Here is an 11783-nt window from a genome sequence, read left to right as displayed (position 1 = left end):
CGGGCACGCCAGCAGCTCGCCGACGTCCAGGCGGAGTTGAGCGCCGCCGAGGAGGCACACCGCCGGCGGCTCGCCGAGGTCGAGGAGGCCGGGGCAGCCGCCGTCGCCGAGCACCAAGCCGCCGCCGCCGACGCACAGCAGCAGGCCGAGCAGCAGGCCGGCCGAGTCGACGCCGCCGAGGCCGAGGTGGACGAGCTCCGCCGGCGGCTCGCCGAGGTCGAGGAGGCCGGAGCGGCCGCCGTCGCCGAGCACCAAGCCGCCGCCGAGCAGGCACGGCAGGAGCTCGCCGAGTCCCGCCGGGGATTCGAGGCGGGGGTGGCCAGGGCGTTGCGCGCGCGACTGGCCCAGGCCGAGGCACGATTGACACAGCATGAGGACAGCGTGGTGGCTGTCGAGGGGACCAGCGGCGTGACGCCTACTGCCACCAAGACCAAGCGGAGCCAGCCGAAGCGAACCCCGCGCGCGCGTCGCCGGTAGCAGCGACAGGAAGGGCCGACCTCTCCAGGTCGGCCCTTCCTGTCTATTCAGCTAGCAACTCACCTGCGTACGGTCGAAGTTCTCGTGTTCGCCCTAGGCCTCAGGCCGGAATTCACCGTTACTGGCGCTCAGCGCGAACAGGTTCCAGGCCGACTGAGGAAAGACCAATGCGGGGCCGTCAGGGTCTTTCGAGTCTCGAACCGCCACGTAGCCCGGCAGTTCCGCGATTTCCACGCAATTGTTGTTGTTCCCCGAATAGCTGGACTTCCTCCATGCGAGATTGGCGGCGGAAGCAGATTCGATGTGCGTCACTTTCGTGCCATTTCTGTCAATGCTGTGCGAATCAAATTGCGGGAATCGTTGACGCTGGACGCCGCCGAGTTGAGGCGTCGAAACAGCGTGGTGTAGGTCTCTACGTCGTGACTTTCTTCGTAGTACACCGTGCTGGTGGGCGAGTCCGTGTAAACAACATCAGACTCATACTGGCCAGGGAAACTCATGATGACGAATGGGCCATACAGGCAGGAGTTCATAGGGTCAGCCCGTGGAAGAACCTGCAGCTCAATGTTGGGTTCCTCGCTTGCATTGAGGAGGAATCGCAACTGTTGCTCCATTATCTCCGGCCCTCCTACCTGCGTGTACAGGACGGATTCAGAGAGGACGACCCACAGTTGCAGGGGGTTGGCGCGGGCAAGCACCTTCCTCCGCTCAGCCCGAACGCTAACCTGAGTTTCCACTGCCTCTTCTGAGGCGTCCGGAGCTTGTAGGCGGATCAGAGCGCGGGTGTAGTCGGGAATTTGAAGGAGTCCCGGAACTAGGTGAGTCTCTACATTGTAGATTTCCGAGGCGTCCCATTCCACCGTCACGTACGCGGCGTATGCGGAGGCGATGGCGTCGGAATATCGACTCCACCAGCCCTTTTGGTTCGCGCTTTTCGCCAGCGTCTCCAGTTGGGTCCTGGTGGTTGGATCGGCAACGCCGTAGAGATCGAGCAGGGCGCGCAGGTCGGGTAGCCGGATTCCGGATTGCGCATTTTCCAAGCGCGTCATTTTGGATTCCGCGCAGTTCAGGGCGGCCACGGCGTCAGCGTGCTTCAAACCGGCGTCAACCCGAAGATCCCTCAGAATTCGGGCGAGCCGCCGCTGTCGGATCGTTGGGCTGGTGTTGATCGGCAACTTCGTGAGCCTCCCCTTGGGCCGGTACGGGCCAGTCTGCCCGCTCTTGTCGGAGCGCACAACGAACGTACGTACTCCCTAAAGTAGAGACCTTGCACTTTAGTGGGTCGGTAGTGCAGAGTATCCACCGTCGCCACGTGCTGTGATTGATCCATCACGCCTAGTGGATCTTGATTGCGCGTCAGCCCCGGTTGCCCGTCGGAGGGAACCTATGTCGGGAGTACGTGAGAGTCAGGCCAGGTACCAGCGCCGTCCGTCAGCAGTTAAGGCGGCCCGCACCCGCGCGGCAGAGCTCGCAAAGGAGTGGGAGCTGCAAGCCCAGACGGACGACGTGCAGTTGATCCTCTCCGAGGTGCTGACCAACGCCGTCCGGCACGGCGCCGGGCGTCAGGTGGCCGTGTCGTACCACTTGGACACCGCCCGCCTGCGGGTCGAGGTCCGAGACCAGGGCGACGCGATCCCCTGTCGGCGGTTCGCCGACGGAGAGGCCGAAGACGGTCGCGGTCTCGCGATCGTCCAGCACCTGGCGAGCCGGTGGGGCGTCGATGAACGCGTGATCGGCAAAGCCGTTTGGTTCGAGATCGACGTTCCCCCGGTACCGGCGGCGGAAGAGCCGTCGGTCGCCTAGACCGCCGACCCCGCGTGGTCCATCCCCCCGGACCCCGGGCCGGCTCAGCGGCGCGCGTCCCCCGGCGCGCGCCGACGGCCGCCCCCGACCGCTCCGTGTCCACAACACCGCGGCGGGGGCGGCTGCCCTGACCGACCACCAGGAGCCCCCAGCGAGGAGCCCCAAAATGTTGCAGCTGTTACACCCTCTTCCCCCGGTCCAGCCGGGCCCGCCGTCGAGGCCGCGCACGGTGGTGGACGGCCCGTACGAGTGCACCGCCGACGAGCGGCCCGACGCCCGTCCTACCCCGACGCTGGTGATCCGCACGCGGGCGCAGACCGATTGGCTCGCCGCGTGGTGGCTGCAGCTCCAGGCCCAGCAGCTGGCGGACGAGCTGCCGCCCGTGCTGGCCGCGCCGGTCCTGGCCTGGCTCGCCGACGAGGACGAGCAGGAGCACGTCCGCCGCCGGCTCGCCGTCCACGAGCCCTACACCCTGCCGGTGGTCGGCGTCGGGACGGAGCACCAGTTCGCCGTCAAGCTCTGGCAGCCCCGCGGCGAAGTCGCGGTGGAGGTGGGGAGATGACCCCCGCGACCCTGGCCACCCCGCCACTGGCCACGTGCCCCGAGCCCTGGCCGCTGGAGATGCTGCGGACGCTGTACCCGCCGGCCGTACCGGGCGGGATTCGGCTCCACTTCACCCGGTGCGACCGGGATGGGCTCCAGGTCGAGACCGAGGAGTGCCCGCCGGTGAAGACCCCCGGCCAGGCCATGCGGGCGATGCGGCGCATCACGCTCGCCTACGGCGTGGTGATGGCGCCCCGCAGCCGCACAGCCGTCCGCCGGTGGAGCGAGGACATGGAGGAGCTGTACGCCGCCCTGGCCGGCCTCTCCAATCTCCGCCCCTACCAACGTAGTTGGAGGCTGAGGAACGGGCACGTGATCACCGTCGCCGTGGTACCCATGGCCGCCCAGAACGCCCAACGAATCTACCCCGCAGCCCAGTTCGCCCCGCAGTACGGAGAGGCCGCCCGATGAAGCCCACGGAAGCAGACCCCGCGCGCACAGCCGGAGAGGCGCCGGCCGACCTGCCCGAGTATCTGGCGGCCGTGGTTCGTCCCGGGGACCGGGTGCTGCAGATCGGGCCGGGGACGGCTGCGGTCGAGCTCGCCGCGCGCACCCGCCGGCCGGTCGCCAGCGTCCGCGGCTCGCTCGCCGAGGTCGAGGACGTCCGGGCCGCCCTCGGCCCGCGCGGCCGCGCGGCCGGCGTGGTCGACGCGCAGGTGGGCGACCCGTTCGAGGGTCGGCCGGACGTCGGCCCGTTCGATCTCGTCGTGGTGACCGCGGGCGTCCGCGGCATCTCTCCGCGGTGGCTGGACCAGCTCGCCCCCGGTGGCGTGGTCGTCGCGCCGGTTGCCGTCGGAGGCCTGCACCCATGGGTGCTGGTCGGCCCGCACGCGGGTGACGGCCTGTTGTACGGGCGCGTGCTGGCGGTCGACTCGCCGGCCGCCGGACCGCGGCCCGCCGAGGGCCGGCTGTACGAGATCGGGGAGGCCGCCGCCGTCGAGCAGGGCGACCCGCAGTGGGCCCCCGAGTGGCAGGCGCCGGCCCAGGACGAACCGGTGTGGCTTGGGCCGTTGCTGACGCGCCCCAGGCGCATCCGGTTTCTGGACCTCTGGCTTTGGTTGGCTGGCCAGGACGACCGGATCACCGCGGCCGAGATCGGTGTAGCCGGATGGGGGCCGGGGTGTGCGCTGGTCGTCGGTCCCCACGTCGTGCACGTGCGCCCTGACGGCGTGTGGGCGACCGGCATCGAGCCCGTGACGATGGCGCTGCACCAGGTGATCGCCGAGTACGTCCGGCGCTGGCTGATCCAGCGGCAGCCCCAGGCCATCGAGACGACGTGCCGGATCGGCCGGCCGCCGTCCGCGGACGAGGACGCGCTGTTGGTGCCCGCGGGCTGGACAACCGCCCGGCCGCTCGCCCTGCCAAGGTGAGCACCGCCCGGCCGTGGTGGTGGACCACCGTGTGCTCGCCCGTGGTGCGAAGCCGGCCGACCCGGTGGGTCTACGACCCGATCCCAGACCGCGGTCTGGCGGTGGCGCTACTACCGCGACCCCGCCGCCGCCGTCGGGCGGATCGAGGAGCAGGACGCCCGCCAGGCCCGGGGCATCCCCCGCCAGCGCCGCCCCACCGACTACCGCCGGACCCGGCTGTGCCAGCAGTGCACCGCCCCAGCATCTCCCGCCCCCAACCAGCAGAAGGAGAACCCACGGTGAACGACAGCACCTCCCCGACGCAGGACACCGAGCTGCCCGTGGTGGTCAAGGCCGCCGCGCTGCCCGCGGTGGTCCAGGCCCAGCCCGTCGTCCTGCCCAGCCAGCACCCGGCCGCGCGAGCTCTGCAGCGGGACGTCACCCTGGCCGCCAGCGCGGTCCGGGTGATGCAGAAGAACGGCGGCGCGCTGGACGACGACGCGGACGTGTCCGTGGTCGCGTACACGGCCGTGGTGTGCAACGGGACCACGGCGGCGAAGGCACTGCAGACCGCCGCAGACTGGACCCTGCACGCCGCCGACGTCGAGGTGCACAGCCTCAGCCTGGCCCGCGTGCCGGGGCACCGCGCCGACGCGGAGGAGTGGGCGCTGACCATGGCCGTGTCCTACCCGGACCCGGAGACCGGCGAGTACCGCGGCGACACCCACCACGCGGCCGGGCGGTCGGCGTACACGGTGGTGGTCGGCACCGCGACCGCCGACGAGGGGGAGACAGCCGCCGGCTGATCCCTGGACGCGAATGGCGGGCTGGCCCCGGGGTGGGGACCAGCCCGCCGGGGCGCCCGGACCCGTCACCGCGAGCTGCTCGGCGGCAGCGCGCGCCGCCCACCACCGACGCCCTGGCGCGGCCGCTCCGCCCGCCGAGGGCGGTCCGTCCGTTCCGCCCGCACCCACTCCGTCCCGCTCCCGCCACCATCCGGGCCGTCATCGACGGGCGACACGTCGACCACGAACCGGCCCCCGCCACCACGGTGAATCAGCCGCGTGGTGTCGCCCACCACCAGGTCCGGCGACTCCCGCAACAGCGGCAGCATCAGCTCCAACACCCGGCTCGCCCGTTCCCAATCGTCTGACATGACGCGGATTTGTACCATCAGGAACCGACCTCCAGGCCCCGGTCCTGCCGGACGTCCTGAGCGGGCACGCCCGTACGGCCGTGACCTCGCATCTCCTCAAGCCGACTGACCACCGCCAAGCAGTCCCCCAGGGCCCGGTGACCGCCGTTCAGGCGCTGCCACCGGTACCCGCCGTGGTACTCGTCTTCCTGGCCCACCCAGTCACTGAAAGGCACCATCACGTCCTCCCACGACGCCCGCGCCATCCACGCCGCCGTCCGCGCCGAGGCCTCCACCCGCACCCGCTCCCCCAGGTCCTCCGATGGCTCCTCCGCCGCGAACACCCCGTCCGCAGCCTCCCGCGCCACCTGATCGGTGTAGTACAGGCCGAGTTCGTGCCTCAGCCTGGCGGTATCGAACGGCTTGTTGTAGATCAGTACCCGGCGCCCGTCCAGTACCTTGCCGAGCCGGCCGACCAGGTCCCCGAACCCCGGCTGCCCGGCCACCATCGCGGCCCCGATCCCATGGATACGCTCCGCCTCCGCCGGGATCGCCACTCCCGGATCCACCAGCGAGTCCAGCAGCGTTTCCCGGCCCACCGACACCACCGCCAGGTCCACGATCCGCGCGTCCCACTCCAGTCCCGTGGTCTCACAATCCAGGACGACAGCACGCGGATCGGCCAGCGCCTCCGCCGCCCACGCCTCCAGCCGTTCCACCTCCAACACCCGCTCCCGGCGCCGTTCCTCCCGATCCTCCGCCCACCGGGCCTCTTGCTCCGCCCACCGGGCGGCCGACTCCGCCGCCCACGCGACCCGCTCAGCCTCCCGCCGCTCAAAACACGGCGCACACGTCCGCGGCCGCCAATACGCGCCGGTGAACCGGTTCGCACGCCGCCATGCCCGCGCCTTTTTCAGCGTCGCCACCCGCACCGTGCACCCCTCCCCCGAGCAGACCACCGCCGACTCCAGCCACTTGGCGTCCGCCTCCCGTCGCGCAGCCGCCACCGTCCTTCGGCAGCTCGCGCACAGCCTGCGTGACCAGTACCGATCCCGGACCAGCGGAAACGGCCGCCCCTGCGGGCGTTGCCGCCCACACTCCCCGCACGTCCGAAGCCGTAGCCGCTTCTCCGCCGCCTCCGCCCGTCCCCGGCACACCCCGCACCGGCCGCCCCGCACGATGTAGTCCCGCACCACCGCACACACCGGGCACGTCCGCCGGGCCTCCATCGCGGCCTTCAACTTCGACGGCAGCGGCCGCATCCTCACCGCCCCCGCCGGGTCGTACAACGCCCGCTGCTCGTACCGCCGCCCACTCGCGTAGTACTCCGTGATGACGTACGCCACTGGCAGCTGACCCGGCGCCAGCCGCAACCGGTACTGCTCGCCGAGCTGCGTTTTCGTCCGCAGCCCCGCCGGCGCCTTCCCCGAGTCGTACACCGGCACCCCGCCGTCCAACCGCCGCGGCTCCCCACGCGGTACCAAACCATTGTTCGACACCATGCCAACTCCTTTCCAGGAAAACGAAGCACACCAACAGAGATACCGGCAAAGCGCGCGCAATGCAAGTAATTCAGGAAAACCGAACCTGAATCCGAAACGTGCCTTATCTCTAGCGCGCGCGGATAGGCAGGACCTAATGGAGATCCATTAATTTCACTCCGGTGCCGACTCGCGGGGCCCGCTCGCGCCCCGCGGGTACAGGTCCAAGGCCTCCCGCACAATCCGGGCCGGCGAGTAGAGCCGCGCCACCAGGTCCTCGCGGACCTCCCACAACTCCTCTGGCGTGTCCACCGCCAGGCGGATGCCCAGCCGGTTCAGCTCCCGGAACGGCCCCTCACTCACCCGCCACGAGGCTGTCCGCAGCCGTGTCACCAGGTCAGATGGCAGGGCATAGTTACGCTGTCTCAGGCTTCCGACGCGCGGACCCGGCCACCGGCCTGATAGCTCCATCTCCAATTCCTCCTCCTCCCGAAGTGGTGCCCACGGCCCCGCCAAGTCCTCCTCCTCCAGCCGTCGGCGCACCGACGCCGCCACCAGCTCCTCCGCCGGAGGCCACCAATCCGCCTGCACCCGCGCCACCTCCAACCGCGCTTCCAGCCGGCTCATCCCCTCCCTCTCCAATTCCTCCCGATAAGCGATTCTTTCCGCCCGGTGCTGCCGCTCACGCAACAGAAGCTGGCCCGCCTGAGCGGCCGTAATGCACACGGTGATCTTCCTTTTCTCCAATTGCTCCTCCTCAGAAAAATCTATGGAGATCCATTAAGTTCCCGGCGGCGCGAAGCCGGGCGGCGGTGATTGATGATCAGTTCACGGTGGCGGTGTGCGGCTGTGCGGCCGCGGCCTGGGCCACGGTGGCGTGCAGGTCTTCCCAGAAGTCGCGGTCGGCGCCGACGTCGCCGGCCACCCAAAGCCGGGCCGAGGTGGCGTTGGCTGCGTGTGCCCACTGTCGGGAGGTCTGGCCGGAGGTGGCGGCCGCGGCAGCCTGCATCGCGGGCACCAGCTGGCCGAGGACCAGCGGGCCTGACGCCGGGGTCAACCACCCACCGGCCGCCTGTTCCAGCCGCGCCAGGATTTCGGGGATGTACTCGCCGTGCACAGCCCCAGCCTGGCACAGCCAGGTGACCGAAGGCTCACGGTCCGTCAACCCCGTGGCGTCGACTTTCGGCGGGAGGGTGCATCGGTGCGGGTCAGGGCGATTCGCCTCCGGCGCGGACCACCCAGCAGAGGGGAGGGGGCGTCTGTGCACGGGTGCACCGTGCGTCGTGGTGCGGGTCCGGACCGGCGGGGGTCTTCCCCCCGAGGGCGACACCGGAGGCTCGCATGGAACCCCGGGGACCTACGGAGGACGCTCGCAAGCTCGCGCCGCGCAAGCGCGGTCGGGCAAGCCCGATCCTCCTCCGGCCCCCGGGAACCCATGCAAGGGCGGAGCCTGCCGCCCTCGGAGGGAAGACCCCCGCTCAGCCCGAACCCTGGGGCGGGTGGTCGGCCGGCCGCGTGCCGAGCGCTCACCACGGCGCAAAAACCCGCCCCGACCAGGCCTTTTGAAGCCTAGCCACCTTGCCATTGAACGTCATTTGCCGTAAACTAAATGATGTCGAGAGGGGGGCGGGAACGGCACCCAGACCCTCTCAACTCCCACCAACAACCCAGGAGGCAGCAGTGGACATCATCGTGTGGCAGGAGTCGTGCGAGTGCGGCGGTAACTTCCTCGGCTACACCGAGGAGCCGTGCTGGCCCGACTGCGCCGGCTACCTGCCCGACGAGGTGGAGACCGCCAAGGCCCGCCTGTTCGCCACCGCAGACCGCGGCCACCGCGACACCACCCGGATGGTGTTCATGAACAACGGCGGCCGCAGCAAGCTGATGCCGACCGACCACGACGGCCGCGCGGTGTCCCTCGCCCCCGTGCTCCACCGGCGGATCGGCGCCCACCTGGTCGAGGCCGCCCACGTCTACGCCCGCACCGTCTACGGCGCCCGCCGCAACTGGCCGGCCCGCTTCACCGTCGAGCGCAGCTGACTACCACCACGACAGCCCCGGGGCCGGTCGGCACCTGCCCCGGGGCACTGCCTCCCACCAACGCCCACCACCCGAAGGAGCACCCACGATGCGAAGCCTGTCCCCCCTTTACGCGCCCGTCCCGAAGTCGATCCGGCTCGTCACCGTGCAGGACTTCCGCCGTGGCGCCGAGCCCGGCACGTTCACCGAGGAGGACGTGGAGCTGACGTTGGTCGAGATGACCAACGCGCAGGTGGACGAGTGGGATTGGCTCACCGAGGCGGTGTTCCCGTGGGGGTCGTGCGCGCCGCGCGGCACGATGGTCTACGAGCAGGCCGACGGCACGTTGTTGGGCATCATGCTGACCGCCGGCCGCGGCACCGGGTGGCACGTCGAGCACTATGACCCCATTTGGCTGGGCGACTACGAGGCCGTACCGTTCGCCGGCCCGAGGGGCACGGCCCGCACGGAGCGAATGGCGCTGCAGCAGCTGTTCAACGCCCGCCGGTCCGCCGAGTGGCGCTTGGTGCTGCGGCACGAGCAGTGGGAGGCCGAGCGCGCCGCCGCCGAGCAGGCCCGTCGGGACGCCGAGCAGGCCGCGCGCGACGCCGACGCCAAGCGTGCCGAGTTCTGGCGCCGGTTCGCCGCCGGCCAGTACGCGGCGTAGTCATCACAACGCCGGGGGCGGCGAGTTCAGCAGCGCCGCCCCCGCCCACGGCGGACGGCCTTGGGGTTCAACGGGGCGGTGGTTGGGCCCCGTTGAGCTGTCAAGGCCGAAGCTGATCAACCCCTATTCTCACGAAGACGAACAACCGAACCACGGGAGAGAACGCCATGATCACGATCAAGCACGGCGCCGGAGACCTGGCCCGGCAGTACCGCTTCGGCCCCTTCGGCGAAATCCTCACCCCGTACGGCGACGGCTACAACTCTGGCACCGGCGGCTACCTGTACCTGCAGACGCACAGCGGCAGTGCGGTCGCGGAAGCCCGCATTCCGACCATGACGGCGGAGGGCTTGGAGCAGGTCCAGCGTCGCATGGTCGAGGCGATGGAGCCGTGGGCAGACGCGGTTCTCCTCCTGTCGTTTGCCGACACGCACGAAGCCGCGGTGGACGAGATCAGCGAAGCACTGGCGAACTTCCGCCAGGCCGACGAGCGGCCGGGGCACCTGGGTACGGAGGAGGCTTTGGAAGACCTGGACGGAGTGCTCCAGAGCTTCGCCTCGGCCGCCGACTGGGCCGACGGCGTGAGCCAATTGAAAGCTGCAGAACGCGCGGTGAAGCGGCTCCAGTCGCGGCGCGAGCGATTCATGGAGGAGGCCCGGGCGGGACTGCCGGTTGGCGTTGAGTTCCCGGACGAAGAATGGTTCGAGTCGCGCCCCTGGAAGGCCGACCGCCGCCCCTTCGCGCCGCGGCTCCGGGCGTTGGCCGGGTAGCCGCGAACCCCACTACGCCACCGCGGCGTGCCCCCCGTCCCGAGCGGGGCGAAACAGCGACCCGAGGCCGGACACCGACGTGAGGTGTCCGGCCTCAGCCATGTGCCCGCTCACCTGCAAAAACCCGCAGCGAAACGCGCGAGTCAGCTTGCAAGTGAGCGCCATTTGCCGTAATCTAAAAGTGCGTCAGGGGGAGGGAGCGGCACCCGAACCCTGGCGCCCCACCAACGAACGAAGGAGCGTCACCGTGACGACCACCCAGAAGTTCCCCCGGCGCACGCCGGTGCAGCAGGCCGCCATGGCTGAGGCCGTGGGGAACCGCCTCGGCCGCCTGCCCCACGGCCTCAGCGGCCGCACGCTGGACAGCCTGCTGGCCAAGGGGTACGCCTACGTCGGTGACCAGGCCGGCCGGCCCTACCGCGCCGCGCGGACCCGCGGCTACACCGGGTTCCCCGCCTACTTCCTGACCCGCCGGGCGTATCAGGCCCTCGGCACCCAGCTGACCTACGCCCGGTGCCCGCAGTGCGCCGGCGAGCTCGCCGCCGTGCCCGGCGACGCGAGGACGTACCGGTGCGCCGGCGAGTGCCGCCGGACGGTCACGGCCGCGGACCTGCAGCTGCAGCCCGGCGAGTACGTGGAACTCCGGCACTGGCGACTGGTCATCCTCTACCAGGAGCCGCGCCCGACGGGGCAGCCCGGTACGGACGCCGGCCGGTGCGACCAGTGCGGAACGCCGATCCTGTGGGACGGCAGCGGGCGCCGAGTCCACGACGAGCGCGGCGAGTACTGGTGTGCGTTCAGCCGCCGCGAGGCCGGCCGCAACCCGCAAGGCCGCAGCGCGGTGCACGTCCTGTCGACGGAGCCGGCCGCCGCCGAGCGGCCCGGGGCCGTCGAGGCCGAGCCCGCCGGCATCGAGCCGGTGGTGTACTGCGACCCCGCGACGATCCTTGAAGTGCGCCAGCTCGCCGCCGCCGTCGAGATCGACGGCGCCACCTTCCACGCCGACGGAACCCGCGTGGTCCGCCTGTACGACGCGGAGGGCGACCCGACGCGGCGGTATCAGGACGACTGCCCGTGCTGCGGTGAACGGGAGATCGGTGTCACGGCCGGCATGGTGACGACCACCACCGACCCCCAGCCGCTGCAGCGGGTCCAGTGGGCCGGCGGACAGGTCACCGACTGGGAACCGCGCTACCTCCGGGCGGAGCCGCAGACGATCCCCAGCCAGCCCGCCCCATGGCTGCGCGGGACGATCGGCCCGGCCCGCCCCGCCTTCCCCAGCCAGCGTTCCTGACGCCCCCGTGGCCGGGCCGCAGCAACCAGCCGCGGCCCGGCCACGGCCGCGCTAAAACCCTGTCTCACCTGCAATTTTCCTTTGACTGACAGGCCGTCAGGCCTTGCACGCTGGAACTCAATTGCCGTAAACTAGAACATGACAGGGGGAGGGAACGGCACCCGAACCTCTGGCCACCCACCAAC

General features: G+C 70.6%; 15 protein-coding genes and 1 pseudogene. 10 read left to right on the top strand and 6 right to left on the bottom strand.

Annotated elements, in window-relative coordinates; genetic code table 11:
- A pseudogene (locus tag ACZ52R_RS38755) lies at positions 1-477 on the top strand (hypothetical protein); the annotation flags it as partial.
- A 93-nt stretch (positions 478-570) separates the two neighbouring features.
- On the opposite strand, the gene ACZ52R_RS38750 reads toward ACZ52R_RS38755, so the two are convergent.
- Both ACZ52R_RS38750 and ACZ52R_RS38745 read right to left on the bottom strand, forming a co-directional pair.
- Entirely contained in the window at positions 571-789 is a 219-nt protein-coding gene (locus tag ACZ52R_RS38750; RefSeq protein ID WP_465755095.1) for a DUF397 domain-containing protein, read from the bottom strand.
- Positions 786-1712, bottom strand: a complete 927-nt coding sequence (locus ACZ52R_RS38745; protein WP_465755094.1) for a helix-turn-helix domain-containing protein — start codon at positions 1710-1712, stop codon at positions 786-788. Before ACZ52R_RS38745 ends, ACZ52R_RS38750 begins: the two co-directional genes overlap by 4 nt.
- A gap of 151 nt (positions 1713-1863) precedes the next feature.
- Between ACZ52R_RS38745 and ACZ52R_RS38740 the strand changes: the two genes are divergently transcribed.
- The 5 genes from ACZ52R_RS38740 to ACZ52R_RS38720 all read left to right on the top strand — a co-directional run bounded on the left by ACZ52R_RS38740 (position 1864) and on the right by ACZ52R_RS38720 (position 5038).
- Complete coding sequence (locus tag ACZ52R_RS38740) at positions 1864-2280, top strand: ATP-binding protein (protein WP_465755093.1); 417 nt, start codon at positions 1864-1866, stop codon at positions 2278-2280.
- 166 nt (positions 2281-2446) lie between these two features.
- Positions 2447-2842 (top strand): hypothetical protein, encoded by a 396-nt coding sequence (locus ACZ52R_RS38735; protein ID WP_465755092.1) that lies wholly within the window; start codon positions 2447-2449, stop codon positions 2840-2842.
- The gene (locus ACZ52R_RS38730) at positions 2839-3294 is read left to right on the top strand and encodes a hypothetical protein (protein ID WP_465755091.1); all 456 of its coding nucleotides are present in this window, start codon (positions 2839-2841) and stop codon (positions 3292-3294) included. The genes ACZ52R_RS38735 and ACZ52R_RS38730 overlap by 4 nt, the downstream gene beginning before the upstream one ends.
- Positions 3291-4253 carry a hypothetical protein gene (locus ACZ52R_RS38725; RefSeq protein ID WP_465755090.1) on the top strand — a complete coding sequence of 321 codons (963 nt, stop codon included), beginning with the start codon at positions 3291-3293 and terminating at the stop codon, positions 4251-4253. Before ACZ52R_RS38730 ends, ACZ52R_RS38725 begins: the two co-directional genes overlap by 4 nt.
- Positions 4254-4531: 278 nt before the next feature.
- Positions 4532-5038 (top strand): hypothetical protein, encoded by a 507-nt coding sequence (locus ACZ52R_RS38720; RefSeq protein WP_465755089.1) that lies wholly within the window; start codon positions 4532-4534, stop codon positions 5036-5038.
- Positions 5039-5103: 65 nt separating this feature from the next.
- On the opposite strand, the gene ACZ52R_RS38715 is transcribed toward ACZ52R_RS38720, so the two are convergent.
- From ACZ52R_RS38715 to ACZ52R_RS38700, 4 genes are all read right to left on the bottom strand, one after another.
- Complete coding sequence (locus tag ACZ52R_RS38715) at positions 5104-5388, bottom strand: hypothetical protein (protein ID WP_465755088.1); 285 nt, start codon at positions 5386-5388, stop codon at positions 5104-5106.
- Between the two features lie 17 nt (positions 5389-5405).
- A complete protein-coding gene (locus ACZ52R_RS38710) occupies positions 5406-6293 on the bottom strand; it encodes a 3'-5' exonuclease (RefSeq protein ID WP_465755087.1) in 888 nt (295 codons plus the stop codon).
- A gap of 729 nt (positions 6294-7022) precedes the next feature.
- A complete protein-coding gene (locus ACZ52R_RS38705) occupies positions 7023-7595 on the bottom strand; it encodes a hypothetical protein (RefSeq protein WP_465755086.1) in 573 nt (190 codons plus the stop codon).
- A gap of 76 nt (positions 7596-7671) precedes the next feature.
- Complete coding sequence (locus tag ACZ52R_RS38700) at positions 7672-7965, bottom strand: hypothetical protein (RefSeq protein ID WP_465755085.1); 294 nt, start codon at positions 7963-7965, stop codon at positions 7672-7674.
- Between the two features lie 563 nt (positions 7966-8528).
- Here ACZ52R_RS38700 and ACZ52R_RS38695 point away from each other — a divergent pair.
- The 4 genes from ACZ52R_RS38695 to ACZ52R_RS38680 all read left to right on the top strand — a co-directional run bounded on the left by ACZ52R_RS38695 (position 8529) and on the right by ACZ52R_RS38680 (position 11598).
- A complete protein-coding gene (locus ACZ52R_RS38695) occupies positions 8529-8888 on the top strand; it encodes a hypothetical protein (protein WP_465755084.1) in 360 nt (119 codons plus the stop codon).
- A gap of 88 nt (positions 8889-8976) precedes the next feature.
- The gene (locus tag ACZ52R_RS38690) at positions 8977-9534 is read left to right on the top strand and encodes a hypothetical protein (protein WP_465755083.1); all 558 of its coding nucleotides are present in this window, start codon (positions 8977-8979) and stop codon (positions 9532-9534) included.
- Between the two features lie 167 nt (positions 9535-9701).
- Positions 9702-10304, top strand: coding sequence for a hypothetical protein (locus tag ACZ52R_RS38685; protein ID WP_465755082.1), 603 nt, complete (start codon positions 9702-9704; stop codon positions 10302-10304).
- A gap of 247 nt (positions 10305-10551) precedes the next feature.
- A complete protein-coding gene (locus tag ACZ52R_RS38680) occupies positions 10552-11598 on the top strand; it encodes a hypothetical protein (protein ID WP_465755081.1) in 1047 nt (348 codons plus the stop codon).
- Positions 11599-11783 lie beyond the last annotated feature (185 nt).

The sequence above is a fragment of the Kitasatospora sp. NPDC034023 genome (assembly GCF_055575795.1).
The sequence above is the reverse complement of the archived record's forward strand: the minus strand, read 5'-3'. Positions and strand labels throughout refer to the sequence as shown.

Bases quoted from the DNA above. Each gene is read 5' to 3' on its own strand.
- ACZ52R_RS38740 (WP_465755093.1), top strand. From the start codon at position 1,864: ATGTCGGGAGTACGTGAGAGTCAGGCCAGGTACCAGCGCCGTCCGTCA.
- ACZ52R_RS38735 (WP_465755092.1), top strand. From the start codon at position 2,447: ATGTTGCAGCTGTTACACCCTCTTCCCCCGGTCCAGCCGGGCCCGCCG.
- ACZ52R_RS38730 (WP_465755091.1), top strand. From the start codon at position 2,839: ATGACCCCCGCGACCCTGGCCACCCCGCCACTGGCCACGTGCCCCGAG.
- ACZ52R_RS38725 (WP_465755090.1), top strand. From the start codon at position 3,291: ATGAAGCCCACGGAAGCAGACCCCGCGCGCACAGCCGGAGAGGCGCCG.
- ACZ52R_RS38715 (WP_465755088.1), bottom strand. From the start codon at position 5,388: ATGTCAGACGATTGGGAACGGGCGAGCCGGGTGTTGGAGCTGATGCTG.
- ACZ52R_RS38690 (WP_465755083.1), top strand. From the start codon at position 8,977: ATGCGAAGCCTGTCCCCCCTTTACGCGCCCGTCCCGAAGTCGATCCGG.
- ACZ52R_RS38685 (WP_465755082.1), top strand. From the start codon at position 9,702: ATGATCACGATCAAGCACGGCGCCGGAGACCTGGCCCGGCAGTACCGC.